We start from the raw sequence: 22,562 nt of genomic DNA, 5'->3' as shown, positions 1-22,562 counted from the left end.
GGCCACTACCGTAGGACGCTTTGCCTGTCCGCGCAATGACCTCAGACACGCTCCAGTTGCCAGCCGGTGGCGTGCCACGTCAGATGGTGAGTCGGCTCGATCGCCTGCAAGAATGCCTCGTCGTGTGATACGGCCAGCAGCGCGCCGGTAAACCCCTTCAATGCCTGCTCAAACGCTTGCACTGACTCCAGGTCCAGGTGGTTGGTGGGTTCATCCAACAGCAGCAATTGCGCCGGTGTTTCACGCCACAAGGCTACGGCCATCGCAGCTTTCAAGCGCTCGCCGCCGCTGAGTTGCCCTGCCGGCTGCGTAACCCGCAACGCGTCCAACTGCAACAACGCCAGACGTGTGCGCAGTTCGGCTTCGGCCAGGGGCGTCTCGAGCAGATTGAGTTGTTCGACAAGGCTGCGCCGGTCGTCCAGCAGCGCCAGGTGCTGATCGATGTACGCACTGGGCACCGCTACGCTGCACTCGCCACTGACCGCCTGCCAGTGGCCGGCTAGCAGTTTGAGCAAGGTCGATTTGCCGCAACCGTTCGGCCCACGTACGGCAACGCGAGCCGGGCCTGTCAGGTTGACCGTCAGGTAGCTGGCGGGTGCCAGGGGATCAAGCCAGGGCAATTGCGCCTGCTCCAGCACCAGTACCTGGCGGCCATTGGGGACGGTCGAGCCTGGTAATGCGAGCAGTGTGGGCGTCTCATCCACCACGCGCTGGTAAGCCTGGCGTACCTGGGCGTCCAGCTGGTTTTTGCACGCATCATGGACGCTGCGCACGCTGCTGACGACCTCCTTTGCTGCGCTTTTCCAGCGCGCCTTGGTAAAACGGTCGACGTTGGCGGTCTCGGCCTGTTTACGTGCGCGTGCGGCGTGGCGCTGCAGGTCGTCGTGATCTTTCTGCAGGCGCCGACGCTCGCGGCTGCGGGCCAGACGCGCCTGTTCCCACGCAGCAATCGCGGCCTGCTGGTGGGTGTCGCGTTGCTGGCGATAGGCATCGTAGTTGCCGCCATACACCTGAATGCCCAGGGGCGACAGCTCGATGATGCGGCCCATGGTGTTGAGCAATTGCCGATCATGGCTAACCACCACCAGCCCGCCGCGCCAAGCGCCCAGTACGCGCAACAGCCAATCGCGCCCGGCAGCGTCGAGGTGGTTGCTGGGTTCATCCAGAATCAGTAACTGCGGCGCAGCTAACAACGCCCCGATCAGCGCGACCCTGGCGAGTTGGCCGCCGCTGAGTTGATCGGCCGGGGTACTGGCGCTGAGGGTCGGCAAACCCGCTGCATCCAGCGCCTGGCGCAGGCGTTCGGCGAGGTCCCAGCGATCGTCGATCAGCTCCAGATCACCGAGGCGTGCATCGCCCTGGGCCATACGTGCAAGGGCTGCCAAGGCAGCGGCAGTTGCGGTGATATCAGCGATGGTTTGTCCAGCTTGAACCGCGATGGCCTGGGGCACATAGGCAGCATGAGCCGTTTTTTTCAACGTGCCGGAGGAGGGCAGCAGCACGCCGGCCATCAACTTCGCCAGGATACTTTTACCCCGTCCATTGCGCCCGACGATACCGGTAGGCGTTTGATCAATGGACAGGCTCACGTCGGCCAGCAAGGTTTCGCCATTAGCGAACTGGAAAGACAGGTGTTGCAGGGAAACAAGCGCGGGCAGCCGTTTGACGTCAGTCATCAGCACCTCCAAAAAAATGTCGAACAGGCCAACAAGCACGCCAGGCGGCTCGTTGCAGATACATTTTGGAAGGCTTAGATGTTCACGTCGGCGGTCATCCCGTGAGTCAGAAGGGGGGCAGAGCCTAACCCACCTTAACTTTGTGCGGCAAGTCTTCGGCCAGTTTCTCCAGAAACATCGCCAGCGCGACTTCTTCAGCTTTCAGGCCTTTGCGCACTCGCGGCTTGGGCAGCTTAGACAATTCACCGAGGCTGAAATGCTCAAGCACCGCCGGGTGGATGTAGCACTTGCGGCACACCGCTGGCGTGTTGCCCAACTGCCGGGCGACATCCTTGACCATCGCCACCACATGCCGCTTGGCGTCGGATTCGGGCTGCCACGCCAATTCGCGCAACACCGCCAGCGCCATCGCTGTGCCGGCCCAGGTGCGGTAGTCCTTGGCGGTAAAATCTTCGCCGGTCAGGCGGTGCAGGTAGTCGTTGACGTCCTGGGAGCTGACGGTATGCCGCTCCCCGTCTTCATCCAAGTACTGGAACAGGTTTTGCCCCGGCAACTCCATGCAGCGCTTGACCACCCGGGCCAGGCGCCGATCCTTGACGCTGACTTGATGCTCCACGCCACTCTTGCCACGAAACTGGAACTGGATCTCGCTGCCCTTGATGTCCACATGGCGGTTACGCAAGGTGGTCAGGCCGTAGGATTTGTTTTCGCGGGCATATTGGGTATTGCCGACGCGGATCAGCGTGGCGTCCAGCAACATCACCACCGTGGCCAACACCTTTTCGCGGGTAAACCCCGGCTCGGCTATTTGTGCTTCGAGTTGTTTGCGCAATTTGGGCAAAGCGGCGCCAAAAGCCTGCAAGCGCGAGTACTTGTCGCTGTCGCGCACCTCGCGCCAGCGTGGGTGGTAACGGTATTGCTTGCGGCCACGGGCGTCGCGGCCGGTGGCTTGCAAGTGGCCGCGAGGGTCGGCGCAGATCCACACATCGGTGTAGGCGGGCGGCACCGCCAAGGCGTTCAGGCGTTTGATTTCGTCCGCGTCGGTAATGCGCTCGCCCTTGGCGTTCAGATACTGGAACGTGCCCCGCACTTTTTTTCGGCGGATGCCGGGCTGGGTGTCATCCACATAATGCAGGTCGCGGGGCAGGTCGGCGGGTAACGAAGAGTCAGGCATGGGGCGGGTTCCTTGGCAACAAATCAGGCCGGTATGTCTGATTGACCGCAGCGCCCTGCGGTCGTGCCAAATGGTTAAGCCAGCACTGCCACCGCCTTGATTTGCGCCCACAGTGTCTGGCCCGGATGCAGTTGCAACTGGTCGTGGGAGAAGCGCGTGATGCGTGCCAGCAAGGGCGTGCCGCCGGCGTCGAGGCGCACCAGCACATGGGCGCTGTTGTCCGCGCCGACAGTCTGGGTGACGGTCACCGGCAAGCGGTTGAGGATGCTGCTGTGTTCTTGGGCCTGCAGGCTCAGGCTTACATCCCGCGCCTGGACCTTGACCCGCAGCGGGTTGCCCACCGCCAGCGGGACATGGGCCACGCGCATCTGCAACGGGCAATCGGGCAACTGCAGAGTGAGCAACTGATAGTGCGCGTCGTAGGCAACGACGCTGCCGGCGATCACCACGCCGGCATCGTCGCCCAGCGCCAGGGGCAGGTCGAGGCGCGCCAGGGTCTCGCCGATAGGGCCGCTGGCCAGGGCCTTGCCGTCGCTGAGCAAGACGATATGGTCGGCCAGTCGCGCCACTTCATCCTGGGCATGGCTGACGTAGAGCACCGGGATATCCAGCTCGTCGTGCAGGCGTTCCAGGTAAGGCAATATCTCGCTTTTGCGCTGGCTGTCCAGGGCCGCCAGCGGTTCATCCATCAACAACAACTTGGGGCTGGTGAGCAAGGCGCGGGCGATGCCGATGCGCTGGCGCTCGCCGCCGGACAAGTGTTGCGGGTGACGCTCAAGGAGGTGCCCGATGCCCAACAGTTCGGTGGCCTGGGCCATGTCCACGCGGCGTTGCGGGCGTGGGATACGTTTGAGGCCGAACTCCAGATTGGCGAGCACCGACAGGTGAGGAAACAGGCTAGCCTCCTGGAACACATAGCCCAGGGCACGTTTATGCGGCGGTATAAACAGGCCTGTGCAGCTGTCTTGCCAGACCTCGTCGTTGATTTGTACAAAGCCGTGTTCGGCGCGTTCCAATCCGGCGATGCAGCGCAGGCAAGTGGTCTTGCCGGAGCCAGAATGCCCGTACAGCGCGCTCACGCCACGACCGGGCAATTGCAGGTCCACATCCAGGGTAAAGGCGGAGTATTTCAGGTGCAGGCGTATATTCATCATCGCGGTCAGCTCCAGCCCATCTTGGTTTTACGGCTGGAATAGAGCGCCAGCAACACGAGGAAAGCGAACACCACCATGGCGCCTGCCAGCCAATGGGCCTGGGCATATTCCATGGCTTCGACGTGGTCGTAGATCTGCACCGAGACGACACGGGTCTTGTCCGGGATATTGCCGCCGATCATCAGCACCACGCCGAACTCACCAACGGTATGGGCAAAGCCCAGGATCGAGGCCGTGATAAACCCAGGGCGTGCCAGCGGCAGGATCACCGTGATAAACGTGTCCCACGGGTTGGCGCGCAAGGTCGCAGCCACTTCCAGCGGGCGCGTACCGATGGCAGAAAACGCGTTCTGCAACGGCTGCACCACGAAGGGCATGGAGTAGATCACCGAGCCAATCACCAGCCCGGCGAAGCTGAAGGTAAGGGTGCCCAGGCCCAGCCACTGGGTGAACTGGCCGACGTAACCGTTGGGCCCCATGGCCAACAGCAAGTAGAAGCCGATGACCGTTGGCGGCAACACCAACGGCAGTGCGACCACTGCGCCGATGGGGCCGCGCCACTTGGAACGGGTGCGCGACATCCACAGGGCGATCGGTGTGCCGATGATCAACAGGATCAGCGTGGTCAGCGAGGCCAGTTTGAGGGTCAACCAGATCGCAGAAAAATCAGCACTCGACAGGGGCATTTACAGCTCGTAACCGTAGGATTTGATCACGGCAGCCGCTTTCGGGCCTTTGAGGTAGTCCACCAGGGCCTTGGCAGCGGCGCTGTCCTTGCCCTTGTTGAGGATCACGGCGTCCTGTTTGATCGGGTCATGCAGGGAGGCCGGAACAATCCACGCCGAACCGCCGGTGACTTTGCCGTCTTTGTAGATCTGCGACAAGGCGACAAAACCCAACTCGGCGTTGCCGGTGGAGACAAACTGGTAGGCCTGAGTAATGTTCTGGCCTTCGACGAGCTTGTCCTTGACCTTGTCGGTCAAGCCTTCTCTGGCCAGTACTTGGGTGGCGGCCAGGCCGTAGGGTGCAGCTTTTGGATTGGCGATGGACAAGTGCTTGAATTGGTTTTTCTTCAGCACCTCGCCCATGGCATCCACATAGCCTTCTTTGGCCGACCACAGCGCCAGGGTGCCGACCGCGTAGGTAAAGCGTGAGCCCTTGACGGTAGCGCCTTCGCTTTCGAGTTTTTGCGGGGTGGTGTCATCGGCGCTGAGGAATACTTCAAACGGTGCGCCGTTCTTGATCTGGGTGTAGAACTGCCCGGTGGCACCGTAAGCCGCGACCAGTTTATGGCCGGTGTCTTTCTCGAAGTCGGCGGCAATCGCCTGGATCGGGGCGGTGAAGTTGGCGGCCACGGCCACCTGCACTTCATCGGCATGGGCCGTACCCAAGGCAAAGGCGGCAAGCAGGGGGGCCAGGCGCGAAACGCGGGTCATCATGAAGCAACTCCTTGAAGGTGTACGGCAGGTTGTAGGTAAAAAGGCTTACCGCTATGTATGAGAATATATAGCGGTAAGCTATTGCCGGTACAGCACCAAGTGGCTGCTGAGGTCAGTCGCGGGTGAATCTGGCTATCGCGTGCTCGGCCAATTCGCGGGTCAGGTCATAGGTGGACAGGTCTTTGCCCAGCCCCAGGGCCTGGCCCGCCCACAGGTTGCTGAAACCGGCTTCATCCTTGGCCTTGAGCGGCATCAATGCGCCTCCGGCTTTGGGGAACGCCGGCGCAGCGGGGTTGATTGCGCCGAGTTCACGCATCACCCGGTTGACGATGCCCCGCGCCGGGCGGCCGGTAAACAGGTTGGTCAGCGCGGTTTCGCTGGCCTGGGCATGGCGCAGCGCGTGGTGATGGGAGGCGCTTACAGTGGCTTCGGGAGTGAACAGGTACGCCGTGCCGATCTGCACTGCCGAAGCACCGAGGGCAAAGGCTGCAACAATGCCGCGCGCATCGGCGATTCCGCCCGCAGCAATCACCGGCACGCTGACCGCGTCGACAATCTGTGGCAGCAGCGCCATCAAGCCGATCTGGCTGTTGAGGTCATCGCTGAGGAACAGGCCACGATGCCCTCCAGCTTCAATACCCATGGCAATAATCGCGTCGCAGCCGTGCTGTTCCAGCCACACGGCTTCCTCGACGGTAGTGGCCGATGACAGCACCTTGGCACCGGTGGCTTTTACCCGGTCCAGTAAGGATTTCTCTGGCAAGCCAAAGTGAAAACTCACCACTTGCGGCCGAAATTCTTCCACCACCTGGCAGGCTGCGTCATTGAACGGCGCGCGGTTGGATACCGGCGTTGGCGCATCGAAGTCGGCGACCAGTTCATGGTAGTAAGGTTGCAGCAAGGCCTTCCAAGCCCTGTCCCGCGCTTCGTCGGCAGCGGGCGGTTGATGGCAGAAGAAGTTGACGTTCAGCGGCGCATGACTGGCCTGGCGAATGAGAGCCAAGGCGTCGCGCAGTTGCTCCAGGCTCAATGCTGCGGCGGGCATGGAGCCCAGGGCACCGGCTTGCTGGGCGGCGATGACCATGGCGGTGGTCGTCGCGCCAGCCATCGGCGCCTGGATGATCGGCACCTCAATGCCCAACAGGTCAAGAATGCGGGTGTCTGGCCAGGTGCTCATGGGGTGCGTCTCCAGCGTCAGTAGGGCTTTTCGCTGTTTTAGCAGGGCAATCGGCCCCCGGCCAGTCTGTTTTATTCACTGGACGGAAGCGGCGTTTTGTGGGGCTGGGTTTCGCGCTCAAGTAACTGGCGCTTGCGCTCCACGCCCCAACGGTAGCCCGACAGCTCGCCATTACTGCGCACCACGCGATGACAGGGAATCGCCACCGCCAAGTGGTTGGCTCCACATGCCTGGGCCACGGCACGAAAGGAGGTGGGCGCGCCGATACGCTCGGCTATCTGCGCATAGCTGGCGGTGCTGCCCACAGGTATTTCGCGCAACGCCTGCCACACCCGTTCCTGAAAGGCCGTGCCGCGCAGGTCCAAGGGCAAATCCAGGCCCACGGCAGGGGCCTCGACAAAGCCAACGACGTGGGCAACCAGTTGTTCGAAACCCTGATCCGCGCCGATCAACTCAGCCTTGGGAAACTGGTCTTGCAGGTCGCGCACCAGTTTGTCCGGATCATCACCCAATAAAATCGCACACACGCCACGTTGGCTTTGCGCCACCAGAATCGCCCCCAGCGAGCACTGGCCAACGGCAAAGCGGATGGTGTTATTGGCGCCGCCGCCTTTGTAGTCTCGGGGTTTCATGCCGAGCACTTGGTCGGCGGCCTCATAAAAGCGGCTATTGGAATTAAAGCCTGCGTCGTACAGGGTGTCTGTCACAGAATGCTGGCCCTTGAGGCCGTCGCGCACTCTGCGCGAACGCAGGGCGCTGGCGTAACCCTTGGGGGTCAGCCCGGTGTTGGCTTTGAATACACGGTGGAAGTGAAACGGACTCAGCCCCGCGCATCGGGCGAGCGCGTCCAGGCTAGGCGGAGTTTCGGCTTGTTCGATTTGCCGACAGGCCTCGGCCACCAATTGCCCATGGTGAGCGGCCAACTGGGTCTGGTCGCCGGCAGCGCGTTTGCTGGGACGATAACCGGCGGCCTCGGCCTGCGCCGCCGTGTCGAAAAACTCGACATTCTCCGGGCGCGGCACACGCGAAGCGCTGCTGGGGCGGCAATACACGCCGGTGGTTTTTACGCCGTAAACAAACAAGGCGTCGGCTTTGGCATCACGGGCAATAATGGCAGCCCAGCGCGGATCGTGTTCGTTGTTCATGGCCTGCACTCTTGACGGTTCAGGGGCAGATTAAGCCTGCCGCTCGCGCTCGACACTCCGAAGCTTGCGGTCAAATTAACCAGCGGTGCGAAAGGTCAGGTTGATGCGCTGCGGGCCCATGATCGGATGCACGCCGTCCTTGATCGGCATCACACCATGAAAGCGCAGGCGATCGACGCCGCCCCACACCACCACATCACCATGGAACAAAGAGACCTTTTGGGGTTTATCGTTGCGCTCATGCCCACCGAACAGGAAAATCGCGGGCAGCCCCAGGGAGACCGAGACCACGGGCGCGCCGTAGCTGCGCTCGTTCTTGTCTTGGTGCAGGGACATTTTCGCCCCCGGTACGTAACGGTTGATCAGGCAGGCATCCGGTAGAAAACCTCTGAAGCCGGCGTCGGTAGCCGCTGCCACCGCCAGTTGGCGCAATGTGTCGGGCATGACGGGCCAGGGTTGCTGGCTGCGCGGGTCGAGTGGGCTGTAGCGATAGCCACGAGCGTCGGTGGTCCAGCCCAGCTCGCCGCAACTGCTCAGCGCCGCCGACATGGTAAAGCCGCCGGGGGTGACCATCTGCCGAAACGGTGATTGAGCCAGGACACGCCGCAGTTCAGGCAATAAACGCTCGATCCAGGGCAGGGCGTAGCCCCTCAGTACGTAGGATTCTTCGCCAATTTGCTCGCGCCCGGCAGGCTGTTGCAGGGACTCATCGGCAAACAAATCGACGGTAGGGCCTGGCATGGCTTACAGCGCCTTGCTCACATTGATGTCGGTGATTTCGTCGCTGGCATCATGAATTTTTGCCAGCGCCTGCTTGGCTTCTTCGACGCTGTTGTTTTGCAACTGGGCAAATTCAAAGCGGCGTTCGCCGTTGAGCTTGTACTTGATGACGTATTTGGTTGTGGTGTTCACAGCTTTTTTCCTGTCAGGTGTTCGGGTCAGCTCAGCTTGCTGCTGGTACGACGAACGATACGGATCTTGTGGGACAACGCAGGCTTGCGGGTCACGCTGATGGCGCGACGGGTCACCACATCCAGGGTGATGTTCCAGAACCCGGTGCTGGGCGCGGTGATCTTGGCCGGGAATTTATCAAATGCGCCGCCGTGGTAGGTATGGCGGCCACCATTTTTGAAGCTGCGAAAGTTCGCATCGCTCATCAGGCGAATATTGCAGGTCTGCGAGCATTCGATGACGACAATGTCTCCCTCGTTGAGGTGCTCACGCTGGTGGATGAATTTCATGGGGGTGTCTCCAGAAGGGCTTTTTCTGAAAAATCAGAACGATACGTAGGTTAAGATGGAGTTTATCAGCCCCAGCGCGTTTATTATCGGGCCGTCGTCGACGACTTCGACAATTTAAAACAGTTATTTACCGAGTTATCACAGATAAATCCTACGTTGATGGGAGAAAATTACCATCCCCGCTGTCGTAGGGTCTTTATCGGAGGTTTTTGTATGAAGTGGAGTGTGTTGGTGCTGGCCTTGGCAATAGGTGGGTGTGCTTCGGTTGCAGATATCAAGCAGACCCCGCCAACATTGGTGGTCATCTCAGGGAAGAAGCCGCAGGAATATGCGGCGTGTGTGGTGCGCAAATTGGAGGCGACCCGTCGGCCGCCGCAGATCGAGCCCCATAAAGATGGCATTCAGGTGATCGTGCCGCAGAAGTTCTCGGCAGACCCTTCGGCAATCTTTGAAATCGAAGACCGCTCCAGCGGTAGCAGCATCAAGCTTTATGAAAGCATGTCCAATGTGCCCATCCGCCCGGGCGACGTGAAGAAGGCGGGGGAAGAGTGCATTTCCGGTTGAGCCACAGGCTCATCCCTCAAACCGATAAAAAAAGCCCTCACCCTGCAGGGACGGCATGTATCCGTTAAACTGTCGGGCATTCACTACAAAGATGCCGCTCAAACCCGGGGTTTGAGCGGCATTTGTTTTTTCTGGAAAGCCCGTTATGAAACGAGACCACGTCAAAGCCCACCATGCCGAAGGGCAGATTTCGGCCACCCATGTCATCCAGAACCCCGCCGATTTGGGCGAGTGGATCGTGTTTTTCAAGAAGAGCGGCGGGCGCAGCTACTTCCTGGTGGACGAGCAGGATGAGGTCGAGTCATTTGCTCGCCTGGATGACCTGATCGAAACCCTGCGTGGCCTGGGGATCAAGTTCGCTGAAGTGCACCTGTAGCAGCGTTACTTGCAGACCACCACCACGCTGCGGCCTTTGAAGTTGCCCACGTCCTGGCCCAGGGTCTTGTCGCTTTCCTTGAGGGCTGGCGTGCCATTGGTGCCGACAATGCGGTAACCGGTGCCGGCACAGGAGGCGTCAGCTTTCTCGTAGCAACTGGCCCATGAGTTGGCCTCGCCCGAGCAGTCGATGGTCAAGCCTTGTTCGCCATTTTTCAGCAAGGTATCGGAAGCGGTGGTGCAGCCGGCGAGTGCCAGTACTGCGGTCAGTGCCAGGATTTTGTTCATAAGGGATCTTCGTCGAGAGGGAATAGAGGGCGCTGACACTGTCGTGGGGCGTTGGCGCGGATTATAGCGAACTGCCACCCAGTGTGCAGTCGCAGTGACAATCACTGCGCATGCACACCCCTCCCGGTCGAGCGTGAGCCAGCCTTCGGCTAGTGTCAGGGCACGCCCATTACCAGCACGCCGCTCCCGCTTATCGCTCCTGCGGCTGGGAACGGGCCCGATCGCCGTACCAGCGAAAAGGTCACATCATCGCCGCCCACGCTGTTGGTGATGCGGGTCAGGAATGAGCCGTTGACCTGCACCGCAGAGCCCGCGCGCACGAGGGCAGTGCCCACGCTCGGATTACTCATTACCAGCAGCCTGTTGTCGAACGCTGACGGGACGCCTTTATAGGTGATGGTGATGGGGGTGGTAATGCCGCTATTTGGGCATGAATAGGTCAGCCTGCGGTTGGTGCGCACGGTGGTGGTCAGGGGGTCGGTGCCGATCGCCCGCTGTTGTACGTCGCCGAAGTTGATCTCGATAGGGTTGTTGTTATTGATTGTGCAGGTTGACGGGGAGATGCCGAAGTTGTTCGCGGCGGTGTACGTCAGTACGAGTCGCGTGCTTCCAGAACTGTAGTTATTGGTTTGGTGGAGATTCAGTGCGCCTAGAGTGTCACCTCTTACCACGTTGATAGGGTTGCTGGGATCGTTTCGCAGCAAGATATAGGGGGTTACATTGATGGGATACCCGACACCGTTATTGGGCATGGTCGCGATCCGGATGTTAAACGGCACAGGCGTGTTATAAAACGTGCCATTTATGCGCAATCCGGTACCTTGAGCGGAGAATTTTGGTCCCGGCACCCAAGGGGCGCCGGCGAACGCAGAAGTTCCCCAAAAGTCTATGCGTGAAGGGAAAGCCGGATAGCGAGTAAATCGGCACTCCAACCGTGCACCTTCAAGAATCAGGCGTGTACTGTCCGAGCCCACACTGACAGTGACGGGGACGTGCAGGTTGAGGATCCCGCCATCGCCAACATATTGCCATGCTCCGCCGTTGACGCGGCAATCCGCTGCTCGCACGGTCGTGGTAATACTCAGCAAGACGAGAAGCGCTATAGCTCCATAGAGTCGTTTCATTGTGATCTCTCATTGCTCCTCTGTCCGGACGTTGCTTGCAGGTATCCAAGCCCTTGCTGAAGCCGTCCGGAAGATATTTAAGGTTTGCCCAAGGCTGTTTATGGATAGTCCAACGTAAAAGTAGAGGTCACCCTGTACGCCCCTCGGCCGATGGTCTGGTCGCTGATGGCCTGCGGCTCGCCCTGCACAAAGGCTTTCAGCGCGATCACATTGCTGCCATCTATCAATACCTGCGCATCGCTGGGCGAATTCAACGGCAGTGGCTTGTTGCTCGGCGTCTCTATGCCCACCCCGATGCCTGAGGCGCCACTGCCACCGTCCAGCGCGAGCATGCCGGGCAACGCGGTGTTTTCCCTGCCGCCAAAGGTGATGCTGACCGTAGCGCCAATGGTGGTATCGCAGTTCTCCAGGTGCAGCCTGAAGTCCTTGCCCTGTGAACGGGTGTTGAGATAGAGGTGCTTGCTGGTAACGTCCCAGAGTTCCAGGGTGACGGCCTCGTCGCCCGGTCGCAGGGTGCAGGCCTCCTGGACCAGGTTGCCCTTGAAACTCAGGTTGTCCGCTGCTTTGGCGTCAGCGGTCAGGCTCAAGGCCAGTACCAGCGCTGCACATTGCCAACCCTTGTGGTGTGTATGTCCCATTGATTCGGCTCCTACTGGTATTCGGCCAACAGCGTGGCCACCGCGGTAAACCTTGCGGGCGCCAGAGTTGCGCCGGGCTGTTTGACCGGCACCACTTCCAGTACGGGCGGTGATGACAGGCTGATATCCAGTGGCGTATTGAGTGAAAATGGCAGGTTGTTCTGGAAAACCCGGATACCCAGCGCCGGTACACTCGTCTGTACTGCAGAACCGTCAAACGTGGTTGCCGTGCCATTGACACTCAACTTCAGCGCCCATGGCAGCGTGTCGGTGCCGCAGTTGATGGTGTAGCCCACGCCTTTGCGGTATTGCACACCGTCGACGCGCTTGATCCCGACATCGCCAAAATCTACCTCGATGGTGTTGCCCGCATCGATCGTGCACGGGGGAGGTTCGTTGAGTGTGCCGCTGAACGTCAGATTGGCCGATGCAGCACTGCACAGGCCCAGGGAGCACAAGGCGAGCAACGCTCGCTGCGGCCAACAGATCATTGGTCATTCCTCTTCATTGATAATCGACCACGAGGGTGGCGGCGGCATCGAATGCGCCTCCGGTCAGCGTGCTGCCCGGGCGTTTGACCGGCACTGCCTGCACCACCGGCACGTTGGGGTAGGTGAAGTTCACCGCCGTGTTCAACGGCCAATCGGCGCCATTGATGAACAGCTTCACCCCCAGGTCCGGCTTGCGGGTGACCAGTACGCGGCTGTCGAATGCGGCGCCCGTGCCCCTGAGTTCCAGGGTCAACGCGTTGCTGAAAGGGGAGCTGCAGGTGACGGTGTACGGCACGCCACGACGGTAGTTGACCCCGTCGACTCGCGAGGTCAGCAGGTCGTTGCCAAAAGGCACGTCGAGCGTACTTCCGCTGTTGATGACACACGGCGGCGGCGCAACGATCACCGCGCGGATGGTCAGGTTGGTCTCGGCCTGCGCACCCAGGCTAAGTGCCCAGAGCAGGCCGCTGCCCATAAACACGGCCCAGGGGCCGTATGACTTAGCCATGGTTTTGCCCTTACTCATAATTGAGCCTGAAATCCACCACGGCCCGGAACGCCCCGCTGGTCAATGGCGCAGCGGTGCGCGTGGGCCGCACGTTCCAGGTCTTGGTGTTACCGCCCAGGGGCAAGAACAGCGGTTCGCCGCGTTGGCCCAGTTGTACGTCCCGGCCCAAGGCGTCGGTCAGCTGCAGCCCCAGGCCGGTGATGCCTTGTACTTTGACCAGGCGCGAATCGTCGTCATCGGCAGGCGCGAGGAAGGCCCCCGCCAGCACCGGTTGAAAGGCGCTCCAGGTCAGGTTGCCGGTGCGTTCACTGCGGATACTGCCGGCGGTGCGGGTGCACTCGGTAAAGCGCAACTGGAACGCCACTTGGTTGGCCTGGTCGCCGGGGCGGCGTAATTGGCTGGTGGAGACGTCGCCCAGTTCAATGGTCTGATGCAGCGAGGTCATTTCCAGGCTGCACGGGGTTTCGTGCATGGACCCGGAAATATTCAGCACGCCATTCATGCCCTCGATATCCTCGGCCTTCGCGCTCCCCCCCAAAACCAGGAGCAGGCCGCCCAATGCCTTTATGTAATGAGACTTCATGGCTGACTCCAGCGACAGGCTTACTGTTTGGGCGGAGCTGCTTGCAGGTTGACCTTGCAAGTCTCGCCGCGGCAGATGAAGGCCAGCAGCGGACGACCGCCGTAATCATTGACGTAGGCCAAGTGCGGGGTAGGGCCCAGGGCTTTGGCAGTCGGGCCCAGGATCAGCGTGCCTTTGGGCGGTACCATCACTGGCTCGAAACCGGCCACGGTCTTGCCCTCCTTGGTACTGCGCGCATCCACCAGGGTCACGTAGTAGGGCGTCGGGTTATTCACCCGGTAATGCTCGCCTTGCCGGGTCAGGGTCAGTTTTTCCTGCCAGGGGTTGGACAGGTCCTGCTGGCTGGGCGTAATGGCTTGAGGTCGGTAGAACAATTTGATCCGGGTTTGCAGCGCGATTTGCAGGGTGTTGGCCTTATCGGTGCGCGGCGGAATTTCCCGCAGGTTGAAGTAGTAGACCGTCTCTCGATCCTGGGGCAATGACTTGGCCGCCGGCAGCGCCTGGACTTTTACCTGGCTCTGTTTGCCCGGTTCCAGGCGCTGCACCGGGGGCAGCACGATCAAGGGCGTGGTGAGTTTCTGGCCCTCTTCATTCTCGATCCAGCCCTGGGCCAGGTAAGGCAATTGGGTGTTGTTATTGGTGATGTTCACGCTGGTGGCGTCCTTGCCGCCGTCGAAAATCACGCGGGTACGGTCCAGGCCGATCGCGGCGTTGGCACTGTGGCTCAAGGCGAGCGTCAGCAGGGTTAGGGTCGAGAGGGTGACGCGTTTGTACAGGGTCATGAGGATGTGGTCTCCATAGCGGGGGGCTTGCCGGTCAGCTCTGCCGGCGCGGACAAGGGTTGATCGGTGGCTGCGATTCGGCAGTCCAGTTGCAGGGCGTTACTCAAGCCGTCAGCGGGCAAGACGTCGGGGAGGGTGAGGGTGCAGCGCTCGTTACCGCCCCAGCTGACGACCATCTGTTCACCGGCTTGAATGCCGCTGAGGTAGACATTGCCGCCGTCATTCACGATGCCGGTGTCCTGCTGCTTGGCGTTCTGGACCGTCGCACCAAAGGGTGGCGAGCTGCCATCGGGCAGGCGTAGCACTGCCATGGCCTTCTCACCGGCAATCACGTCCAGGGCGCGATAACCAATGGCGCCTTCGGTGAGGGTCAGTTGGGTGACGGATTGGGTGGCTTCGACATTGCTGGGCAAACTCTCCAGATCGACGCTGGCCGCCGTACGCTGGTAGCTGCTCAGGTCGGCGATCACCGCTTTACCGAAGGCGTTGCTGCGGGCCGGCGAGCCGTAACCGCGCACCGGCACGTCAGGCACGCCGCCGGTATCCACCATCAAACGGGTGCCGCCCATGCTGTTGGTACGATGCAGCGCCGCGCCGTGTGGCGTAAGCGTGCCGCCGCCGCGGGCCGACAGGCTGAGGCTGGTGCGACTGCCTTGTTGCCGGCTGGCGGCCAGTGTCAGGTCCGCTTGATCACCCATGTGGCTGAGATAACCACTGGCTGAATTATCGCTTGCCGTCAGTTGGTAACTGTTGCGCTCATCGAGGCGATCGCTGTAGCGGGTTGAAAAGCCGTTCTTGCCTGCCGCCCGGCTGGCGTCCAGCGACAGCGTGCCGCTGCGTCCTAACGGCAGGCTGACCGTCAGCGCCATGCCGTTATCCTTATAGTTGTAATCCAGCGTGCGATAGACGTTGAGTGATAAACTCATGTTTTTGACGGTGCCAACATTGAAGTAGCGAGACGCCGACAAGTTCCAGCGCTGGCTGGCTGGGCGCGACCAGTAAGTCTGTTTGTTATAACTGGCGTACACCGTGGCACCCAAGTCACGGAACTGCTTGTTAACGGTCGCCGTATAAAGCGCCTTGCTACCGCCGATGGGTTTGAACTCGGCGGCATATTGGCCGAATTCGTCATGTTGTCCGCGCCCGGCAAGTTCGCCGTTCCTGCCGTAATGACGAGCATCGAGGTATTCACTCATGCTCAGGAAGTTCTTATCGGAGAACCGATAACCGGCGAAGGTGACTTGGCTGTCGTACTGTTCAAAGTTCTTCGAATATTGCAGGCGGTAGGATTTGCCTGAGAGCGTTTGATTCCACACGTTAGCGTGGGATTGGGTGACATCCAGCGATAAAGCGCCCAACGCCAACAGGTCGCGGCCTGCACCAACAGTGGCCGCCCGGTAGTTGTTATCGGTTATGGCGCCGCCAAACAACGACCAGCCGTTGCTCACGCCCCAGGAGAATTCGCCGGTGCCGAAAAAGTTGCCGTCAGCGCCATATTGAAGGTCCGATGGCCGCCCGGTCGCCAGCTTGTATCGAACTTGCCCAGGGCGCGTCAGGTAAGGCACGCCAGCGGTGTTGAGCTTGAAGGTCTGCACTGAACCGTCCTGCTCTTCCACCCGCACATCCAGCGTGCCGGTGACCGCATCGTTGAGGTCCTGGATGCGAAAGGGGCCGGCCGCCACCAGGGTTTCATACAACACACGCCCTTGTTGGCTGACGACCACCCTGGCGTTGGTCTTGGCCAACCCAACCACCTCAGGCGCATAACCGCGCAGGTTGGGTGGCAGCTGGCTTTCGTCCGAGTTCAGCGCGGCGCCGGTAAAGCGGAAGCTGTCGAACAGGTCCGAATACAGGTAGTTTTCCCCAACCACCAGGCGCGCTTTCAATGAAGGGATGGCGCGGTAAGCGTAATAGCGGCTCCACTCCAGCTTCTGTTCCCCCGCAGAACGGTCTCTTGCGCTGTCGACCCGCCCCTGCCAGTCGGCCCGCAGGCGCCAGGCTCCGGCATTGGCCCCCAGGGTGCCGTTACCACTGAGGTGGTTGCGGGTCCGCTCGTTTTTTTGGGCGTTGGACTGCGCCGTCAGGTTGTAGTCAATCAGCAGCCCTGGCACGCCTTCATCCCAGCGTGCAGGCGGATCCCAATTAAGAGCGCTGTACTCAAGGTAGGCGTGGGGCAGGTTGATGCTCAATGTGGAGGTGGCCAGATCTGCACTCACCTCGGCACCTGGCAAGCCTTGGATATCCAGGCACTCGTCGCCTTTCCACCCCGTGAGCTTGGCTGCTTCGGACGCCTTCAGGCCCAGTTGTGCCACAAGCTCCGCGGACAAGCATGCCTGGCTATCCTTCGGGTCATCATCGGGAGGATAAAACGCCACCGACTGCTCGGAAAGCGCCTGGCCGTTGATCTGCACAAGCATTGTGTAGGTGCCCGGCAGAATGAAACCGCTACGCGAAAACCGCGACAAATCAATATTGGTGCGATCATTCAGGTCAAGAACGTCGGTATTGAATTCGATATCCCCGGCACCCAAGGCTGTGCCTGCCAGTGACATCAGCCCGCCAAACAGCGTGGGGCGCAGCGTATGTTTGATCTTCGACGCATTCAGCATGAAAGCAACCCATCAATGTTCAAAAGTATTCCAACTTGAACCGCACGGCGACACGGTGAACGCCCGGCGCCAAAGGCAGCCCGTTACCCACCAGCCGCAGCGTGTAGTGAAGTGTCATGTCGCCTTCCGCCAAGGGATGCGGCGCCATCGGCTCGCCCGGCACGCTCTCCTGGCCGGCCGAATCCCAGATGTGAAAGGCAACACCCTGTGAATCGCCGAAGGCAGCAAAGGAGCGACCGTCCCGGTCGCGCGGGCCGTCGAACGTCACCCGCAAATGCTCCCAGTCGGGTAGCGTTGCACCCGGGCGTGAGGGGTCCGGGCGCGTCAATGAGCAGTTGACCAGGCGCAAATCAAAGGGGTGTGGTTCGCCCAGCGCATTTCGCAACAGCCGGCCAATGGGCTCGGCGGGCATCTCGATGGTTTGATCGGCACTGGTCAATTCCAACCCGCACGCGGAGTCGACGACCCTGCCACCAAGCGTGATGACCCCTTCACCTTGCGCAGGCTCCTGCCCGAACCCCCAAGGGCTGATGACCACCGCCAATGACGAGCTCATTGCCAGACTTATGAGTTTTTTCACCGTTATCTCCCACCCGTTCCCCCCGCCACCTTGTAGTGGCGGGGGGGCTACTTACTGATAAGCCAAGGTGAAATTGGTGACCGCGCTGAAGTCACCCGGCACGATGTCGCCGGTCGCCGCGCCTTGAACAAAGGCGCCGAATTCCAGCGTGTTGTCACCGGTGGAAATGGCCTGGGGAGTGGTTGCCACACCCAGTTTGATAGGGCTGCCGCCATGGGTCATCATGATGCCGACGCGGCCTGCGGTGCCGACGGTGCCGATCGCGCCAGGCACATCGGTCGAGGGGGCTGCGGTGAAGGTCGTGGTCACGGTTTTATCGGTCAGGTCCGTCAGGTCGCAACCTTCCAGCTCAATCAGCACACGGCGAGCTTCGGACTTACCGCCTGCCTGCAATTGATGCTTGGCGATGGCGCCCAGGTGGATGGTCTGGTCTACCGATTCAGGCTTAATGGAGCAGGCACCCGAGTGGACCGATCCCAGAAAGGTAACTGTTCCATCTGCCGCCTGAGCGCCGGACATGGAGCCCGCGAACAGGCCGATGGTTAACAGTGCAGTTTTGAACGTAGTTTTCATTTGCAGATGCCCACATAAAAAATGTCATGGAAAAGCCCCGCCACCTGGTGGTGTGGGACTGACGTTTCACCTCAAACGTGGTCGGCAGCAAACTCGGTTGATCGTCAGCCAAGTGCCAGTCGGAAGGTCAAACTTTCCAACTAGTTGTATTGCTATTTGGAGACACGCTTGAAGCGGAGGCGATTGTGTAGTGGCGGCTTGAAAAAGTAAGTCGTCACATTCGCCTATTAATGTGGGCAGGCAGTATCGCGACTAATAGGAAGAATATGGCATTTTGCCAAAACTTTGGTTTAGGCTGTAAGAATTGAACTACATGCGACTAAATGCGAATAATTCAGTTAGGGTGATGACTGTAAGAATGGGATGACATACAGTGAAAATCAATAGACATTAATAGCGCGAAACAACTAACCGGGCTTCGGTGGCAGTGGCGATGAAGATGCCTGGGCAGCAGCCACAAAAAAGCCCCGCTTAACGGGGCTTTCAAAGCAATGCAACGAGGCTTACTTGGTTTTCGGCCGCTTGCTCGATGCATGGCCTGCCTCATCCACAAACACTTCGGCTACGGCGATCGCCATGCTTTCGGTCTCGAATACGCCGGCAACGCTGTCACCGTGAAAATTGATCAAGTGCCAGCCGTCTGCTCGCTTCGTGATCAGGTAGCCGTTTACACCTTTTGGTTCTGACATCTGTTGGCAATCTCGTGGTCTTGGTTCAAGGCGCCCATGATAGCGCCAAATGCCGGGGCAGGGCGCAAGTTGTTGCGGGTCAGTGCCAGGGGCGCAAAAGCGTGCTAAAACCAATGCAGCCCTTTCAAACAAGGGGTCGACGCGGGTTCTGACTGACCGTTGGTGACACCCTTTGCAGGATCAGCGGAACTTACGCCGACATTTTTTCTCTATGATGACATCGCAACGCCAGCAGGACCCATTGTAAGGTGACTGCGGCCTGATTAGACTGCGCCGAATTCCGTACGTACAGCCCTTTGTAAGGACTCATATGATCAAGAAATGCTTGTTCCCAGCAGCCGGTTACGGCACTCGCTTCTTGCCAGCGACCAAAGCCATGCCCAAAGAAATGCTGCCAGTGGTGAACAAGCCACTGATTCAGTACGGTGTGGAAGAGGCACTGGATGCCGGTTTGAACGAGATCTCCATCGTCACGGGTCGTGGTAAGCGCGCGCTGGAAGACCACTTCGACATCAGCTATGAGCTGGAAAACCAAATCAAGGGCACCGACAAGGAAAAATACCTGGTCGGTATCCGTAAGTTGCTCGACGAGTGCTCGTTCTCCTATACCCGTCAGACTCAGATGAAAGGCCTCGGCCACGCCATCCTTACCGGCCGCCCGCTGATCGGTGACGAACCCTTCGCCGTGGTCCTGGCGGATGACTTGTGCGTCAACCTGGAAGGCGACGGTGTGCTGACCCAGATGGTCAAGCTCTACCAGAAATACCGTTGCACCATCGTTGCGGTGATGGAAGTCAACCCAACCGAAACCAATAAGTACGGTGTTATCGCCGGCGACGATATTGGCGATGGCCTGATCCGCGTACGCGACATGGTCGAGAAACCAGCACCGGAAGACGCGCCATCGAACCTGGCGATCATCGGTCGTTACATCCTCACGCCGGACATCTTCAAGCTGATCGAAGAAACCGAGCCAGGCAAGGGCGGCGAGATCCAGATCACCGACGCTCTGCTCAAGCAAGCTAAAGACGGTTGCGTGATTGCCTACAAGTTCAAGGGCCAGCGTTTCGACTGCGGCGGCGCCGAGGGCTACATCGAAGCGACCAACTTCTGCTACGAGCATTTCTACAAGACGGGCAAGGCTTACTGATTCACGCTTGCCGGTAAGTTTTAAGCGAAAGCCACCTTCGGGTGGCTTTTTCGTTTTTCAGCCCCATGTAAGTCGGTATGCTGGTGTCCTGCCGAGGAGAGTGAAATGGCCTACGATTTTGACCTGTATGTAATTGGCGCCGGTTCCGGCGGTGTTCGCGCGGCGCGTTTTGCCGCTGGCTTTGGCGCCAAAGTGGCCGTGGCGGAGAGCCGCTACCTGGGTGGCACCTGTGTGAACGTCGGCTGCGTGCCAAAGAAGCTATTGGTGTACGGCGCGCATTTTGCCGAAGATTTTGAGCAGGCCAGCGGCTTTGGCTGGTCGCTGGGCGAGGCGAACTTTGATTGGGCGACCCTGATCGCCAACAAGGACCGCGAGATCAACCGCCTCAACGGTATCTATCGCAACCTGTTGGTCAACAGCGGCGTGACCCTGCATGAAGGGCATGCACGCCTGGTCGATGCCCATCAGGTGGAGATCAACGGTGAGCGCTTCACGGCCAAGCACATCCTGATCGCCACCGGCGGCTGGCCGCAGATCCCTGAGATTCCAGGGCGCGAGCACGCCATTGGCTCCAATGAGGCGTTCTTCCTTAAAGAGCTGCCCAAGCGCGTACTGGTGGTGGGTGGTGGTTATATCGCCGTTGAGTTTGCCGGCATTTTCCACGGCTTGGGCGCACACACTTCATTGCTGTATCGCGGCGACCTGTTCTTGCGCGGCTTTGACGGTTCGGTGCGCAAACACCTGCAAGAAGAGCTGACCAAGCGCGGCCTGGACTTGCAGTTCAATGCCGACATCGAGCGCATCGACAAGCAGGCCGACGGCAGCCTCAAGGCGACTTTGAAGGATGGCCGCGTGCTGGAAGCCGATTGCGTGTTCTACGCCACTGGCCGCCGTCCAATGCTGGATAACTTGGGCCTGGAAAATACTGGGGTCAAACTGGACGAGCGCGGTTTCGTCGCGGTGGATGATCTCTATCAGACCGCCGAGCCGTCGATCCTGGCGATTGGCGATGTGATTGGTCGTGTGCAGCTGACGCCGGTGGCCCTGGCTGAAGGCATGGCCGTGGCGCGGCGGTTGTTCAAGCCCGAGCAGTACCGCGCGGTGGATTACGCCAACATCGCGACGGCCGTGTTCAGCCTGCCGAATATCGGCACAGTCGGCCTGACAGAAGAGGATGCACGCAAAAAAGGCCACAACGTGCAGATCTTTGAAAGCCGGTTCCGGCCGATGAAGCTGACGCTGACCGAGTGCCAGGAAAAGACCTTGATGAAGCTGGTGGTCGACGCCGACACCGACAAAGTGCTGGGTTGCCACATGGTCGGCCCGGATGCGGGTGAAATCGTGCAAGGGCTGGCGATCGCGCTCAAGGCGGGCGCGACCAAGCAGCATTTCGATGAAACCATCGGCGTGCATCCTACGGCGGCGGAAGAATTCGTCACCATGCGCACGCCTGTGGCGGACTGATCAGGTTGGTTCTGCTGCCTCTGGCGCCGTTGCAACGACGGTCGCCAGGCGCAGGGCTTCGATGCTTGCCTGGGCCTTGATCAGGTCCAGCTCAAGCGCCTTGTTGTGCTGCTGGTGTTCAAGCAGGGCCGCTTGGCGCGATTGGCTGTCCAGCACGGCAACACGTAGGCGTTCCTGGAGCAGGGTGCGTTCGCTGTCGATCTGGCTGAGCTGCTCCGTAAGTTTCAGCTGTAGCGCCTGGTCCTGGCGTGCTTGCTCCTGCAGCGCATTCAATTCCTTGGCGGTCACTCGCTGCTCACTCAGCAGGCGCTCGTTATCGCGATGAAGTTGGGTGATTTCGTCCTGGCGCACCAGTGCGCTTTGCTGTGCCTGACGCAATTCAGCCTGTACCTGTTGCAACTGGCCCTCATGGCGACGCTGTTCCTGCTCACGCTGCTCCTTGATGGCAGTGCGGTAATGCTCAAGCGCATCGCGGGCGTGCAGGTGTTTTTCTTCCAGTGAGCGAATCTGGTCGTCCTTGTCATTGAGCCTCAGCTCGTAGTCGCTGCACGCCTGGCTCAGCCCGGCGTTACGGGTTTGCTCGGTCTGCAGGCTGGTGCTGGCGGTTTGCAGTGCCGCGCTTTCTTCGGCCAGGGCCGCGGCCTGGATATCAAATTGCTGTTTGAGCTGGGTGTGCGCCTTTTCCAGGGTTTCTACCTGGGCGAGCAGGGCGGCTTTGTGTTGCTCGAATTGCGCCAGGGCCAAGTCGATCGGCTCTTGGGCCTTCTCTTTCAGGCGTTGGGACAGGCGTGCGACCAGCTCACCAAGCTCATCGTCAATCGGCGCTTGGGTGATGGTCTGGCGCGTCTCGCTTTCGTCCAGTTCTTTCAAATAGCGATGAATGGTGGTTTTCGAGCCGGTATTACCCATTTCGATACGCACCGCATCAATGCTGGGGTTTTCGCCACGGGCGAGGATCGCCAGGCGTGCCGTTTGCACTACTGCTTTGTTTATGCCGCCGCGAGCCATGGGGTCTCCGTCGATTTAGTACTGTGGTACATGGTATGTATATACATACTATAACATGATTAAAAACTCGTTGAAATTCATGATTTAACGGATGGGATATTGGCGTATTATCCCGTGTTATTAGCATTTT

Annotated in this window: 26 protein-coding genes; 4 read left to right on the top strand and 22 right to left on the bottom strand. The window is 59.9% G+C overall.

The genetic code is table 11. The features are described from left to right. Window positions 1-41 precede the first annotated feature (41 nt). From CER19_RS08590 to CER19_RS08550, 10 genes are all read right to left on the bottom strand, one after another. Entirely contained in the window at window positions 42-1,676 is a 1,635-nt protein-coding gene (locus tag CER19_RS08590; RefSeq protein WP_116666133.1) for an ABC-F family ATP-binding cassette domain-containing protein, read from the bottom strand. 124 nt (window positions 1,677-1,800) lie between these two features. After that, window positions 1,801-2,850 (bottom strand): DNA topoisomerase IB, encoded by a 1,050-nt coding sequence (locus CER19_RS08585; RefSeq protein WP_116666097.1) that lies wholly within the window; start codon window positions 2,848-2,850, stop codon window positions 1,801-1,803. A gap of 74 nt (window positions 2,851-2,924) precedes the next feature. Beyond that, a complete protein-coding gene (gene modC / locus CER19_RS08580) occupies window positions 2,925-4,004 on the bottom strand; it encodes a molybdenum ABC transporter ATP-binding protein (protein ID WP_116666096.1) in 1,080 nt (359 codons plus the stop codon). 5 nt (window positions 4,005-4,009) lie between these two features. After that, window positions 4,010-4,690: a molybdate ABC transporter permease subunit gene (gene modB / locus CER19_RS08575; RefSeq protein WP_116666095.1), complete on the bottom strand. Its 681-nt coding sequence runs from the start codon at window positions 4,688-4,690 to the stop codon at window positions 4,010-4,012. Next, complete coding sequence (modA, locus tag CER19_RS08570; RefSeq protein WP_116666094.1) at window positions 4,691-5,443, bottom strand: molybdate ABC transporter substrate-binding protein; 753 nt, start codon at window positions 5,441-5,443, stop codon at window positions 4,691-4,693. Between the two features lie 112 nt (window positions 5,444-5,555). Beyond that, complete coding sequence (locus tag CER19_RS08565; RefSeq protein ID WP_116666093.1) at window positions 5,556-6,620, bottom strand: nitronate monooxygenase family protein; 1,065 nt, start codon at window positions 6,618-6,620, stop codon at window positions 5,556-5,558. Window positions 6,621-6,691: 71 nt separating this feature from the next. Further along, window positions 6,692-7,765, bottom strand: a complete 1,074-nt coding sequence (ada, locus tag CER19_RS08560; RefSeq protein ID WP_116666092.1) for a bifunctional DNA-binding transcriptional regulator/O6-methylguanine-DNA methyltransferase Ada — start codon at window positions 7,763-7,765, stop codon at window positions 6,692-6,694. A 75-nt stretch (window positions 7,766-7,840) separates the two neighbouring features. Further along, entirely contained in the window at window positions 7,841-8,506 is a 666-nt protein-coding gene (gene alkB / locus CER19_RS08555; RefSeq protein ID WP_116666091.1) for a DNA oxidative demethylase AlkB, read from the bottom strand. Window positions 8,507-8,509: 3 nt separating this feature from the next. Next, complete coding sequence (locus CER19_RS28755; RefSeq protein ID WP_165861616.1) at window positions 8,510-8,677, bottom strand: hypothetical protein; 168 nt, start codon at window positions 8,675-8,677, stop codon at window positions 8,510-8,512. 26 nt (window positions 8,678-8,703) lie between these two features. Beyond that, entirely contained in the window at window positions 8,704-9,006 is a 303-nt protein-coding gene (locus tag CER19_RS08550) for a DUF1883 domain-containing protein (RefSeq protein ID WP_003191319.1), read from the bottom strand. Window positions 9,007-9,219: 213 nt separating this feature from the next. Here CER19_RS08550 and CER19_RS08545 point away from each other — a divergent pair, with 213 nt between their 5' ends. Continuing rightward, window positions 9,220-9,570 (top strand): hypothetical protein, encoded by a 351-nt coding sequence (locus tag CER19_RS08545; protein WP_003191317.1) that lies wholly within the window; start codon window positions 9,220-9,222, stop codon window positions 9,568-9,570. Between the two features lie 145 nt (window positions 9,571-9,715). Next, window positions 9,716-9,946: a hypothetical protein gene (locus CER19_RS08540; RefSeq protein WP_116666090.1), complete on the top strand. Its 231-nt coding sequence runs from the start codon at window positions 9,716-9,718 to the stop codon at window positions 9,944-9,946. Window positions 9,947-9,951: 5 nt separating this feature from the next. Here CER19_RS08540 and CER19_RS08535 read toward each other — a convergent pair whose 3' ends face one another. From CER19_RS08535 to CER19_RS08485, 11 genes are all read right to left on the bottom strand, one after another. Further along, window positions 9,952-10,233 (bottom strand): hypothetical protein, encoded by a 282-nt coding sequence (locus CER19_RS08535; protein ID WP_032897198.1) that lies wholly within the window; start codon window positions 10,231-10,233, stop codon window positions 9,952-9,954. A 155-nt stretch (window positions 10,234-10,388) separates the two neighbouring features. Next, window positions 10,389-11,357 (bottom strand): fimbrial protein, encoded by a 969-nt coding sequence (locus tag CER19_RS08530; protein WP_116666089.1) that lies wholly within the window; start codon window positions 11,355-11,357, stop codon window positions 10,389-10,391. A gap of 98 nt (window positions 11,358-11,455) precedes the next feature. Beyond that, window positions 11,456-11,995 (bottom strand): fimbrial protein, encoded by a 540-nt coding sequence (locus CER19_RS08525; protein ID WP_116666088.1) that lies wholly within the window; start codon window positions 11,993-11,995, stop codon window positions 11,456-11,458. Window positions 11,996-12,006: 11 nt separating this feature from the next. Continuing rightward, window positions 12,007-12,486 carry a fimbrial protein gene (locus CER19_RS08520; RefSeq protein WP_116666087.1) on the bottom strand — a complete coding sequence of 160 codons (480 nt, stop codon included), beginning with the start codon at window positions 12,484-12,486 and terminating at the stop codon, window positions 12,007-12,009. A gap of 13 nt (window positions 12,487-12,499) precedes the next feature. Then, window positions 12,500-12,994, bottom strand: a complete 495-nt coding sequence (locus CER19_RS08515; RefSeq protein ID WP_116666132.1) for a fimbrial protein — start codon at window positions 12,992-12,994, stop codon at window positions 12,500-12,502. A gap of 10 nt (window positions 12,995-13,004) precedes the next feature. Then, a complete protein-coding gene (locus CER19_RS08510) occupies window positions 13,005-13,577 on the bottom strand; it encodes a fimbrial protein (protein WP_116666086.1) in 573 nt (190 codons plus the stop codon). A gap of 20 nt (window positions 13,578-13,597) precedes the next feature. Continuing rightward, the gene (locus CER19_RS08505) at window positions 13,598-14,359 is read right to left on the bottom strand and encodes a fimbria/pilus periplasmic chaperone (RefSeq protein WP_116666085.1); all 762 of its coding nucleotides are present in this window, start codon (window positions 14,357-14,359) and stop codon (window positions 13,598-13,600) included. After that, window positions 14,356-16,968, bottom strand: coding sequence for an outer membrane usher protein (locus tag CER19_RS08500; protein ID WP_165861615.1), 2,613 nt, complete (start codon window positions 16,966-16,968; stop codon window positions 14,356-14,358). The genes CER19_RS08505 and CER19_RS08500 overlap by 4 nt, the downstream gene beginning before the upstream one ends. A gap of 19 nt (window positions 16,969-16,987) precedes the next feature. Continuing rightward, window positions 16,988-17,548 carry a fimbrial protein gene (locus CER19_RS08495; protein WP_116666084.1) on the bottom strand — a complete coding sequence of 187 codons (561 nt, stop codon included), beginning with the start codon at window positions 17,546-17,548 and terminating at the stop codon, window positions 16,988-16,990. 51 nt (window positions 17,549-17,599) lie between these two features. Beyond that, the gene (locus CER19_RS08490) at window positions 17,600-18,121 is read right to left on the bottom strand and encodes a fimbrial protein (protein WP_116666083.1); all 522 of its coding nucleotides are present in this window, start codon (window positions 18,119-18,121) and stop codon (window positions 17,600-17,602) included. 503 nt (window positions 18,122-18,624) lie between these two features. Beyond that, window positions 18,625-18,810, bottom strand: coding sequence for a hypothetical protein (locus CER19_RS08485; protein ID WP_003191311.1), 186 nt, complete (start codon window positions 18,808-18,810; stop codon window positions 18,625-18,627). A gap of 310 nt (window positions 18,811-19,120) precedes the next feature. Here CER19_RS08485 and galU point away from each other — a divergent pair, with 310 nt between their 5' ends. Together galU and gorA are read left to right on the top strand one after the other, a co-directional pair. After that, on the top strand, window positions 19,121-19,960 hold the full coding sequence (gene galU, locus CER19_RS08480) for a UTP--glucose-1-phosphate uridylyltransferase GalU (protein ID WP_003173830.1): 840 nt from the start codon (window positions 19,121-19,123) through the stop codon (window positions 19,958-19,960). A gap of 105 nt (window positions 19,961-20,065) precedes the next feature. Continuing rightward, window positions 20,066-21,424 (top strand): glutathione-disulfide reductase, encoded by a 1,359-nt coding sequence (gene gorA, locus CER19_RS08475; RefSeq protein ID WP_116666082.1) that lies wholly within the window; start codon window positions 20,066-20,068, stop codon window positions 21,422-21,424. Here gorA and CER19_RS08470 read toward each other — a convergent pair whose 3' ends face one another. Continuing rightward, window positions 21,425-22,432 (bottom strand): DNA-binding protein, encoded by a 1,008-nt coding sequence (locus CER19_RS08470; protein ID WP_116666081.1) that lies wholly within the window; start codon window positions 22,430-22,432, stop codon window positions 21,425-21,427. Window positions 22,433-22,562: the final 130 nt, after the last annotated feature.

The sequence above is a fragment of the Pseudomonas sp. GL93 genome (assembly GCF_003408955.1).
Lineage (GTDB): Bacteria > Pseudomonadota > Gammaproteobacteria > Pseudomonadales > Pseudomonadaceae > Aquipseudomonas > Aquipseudomonas paracarnis.
Note: the sequence above shows the minus strand (reverse complement) of the source record. Positions and strands in the feature narration are given on the sequence as shown.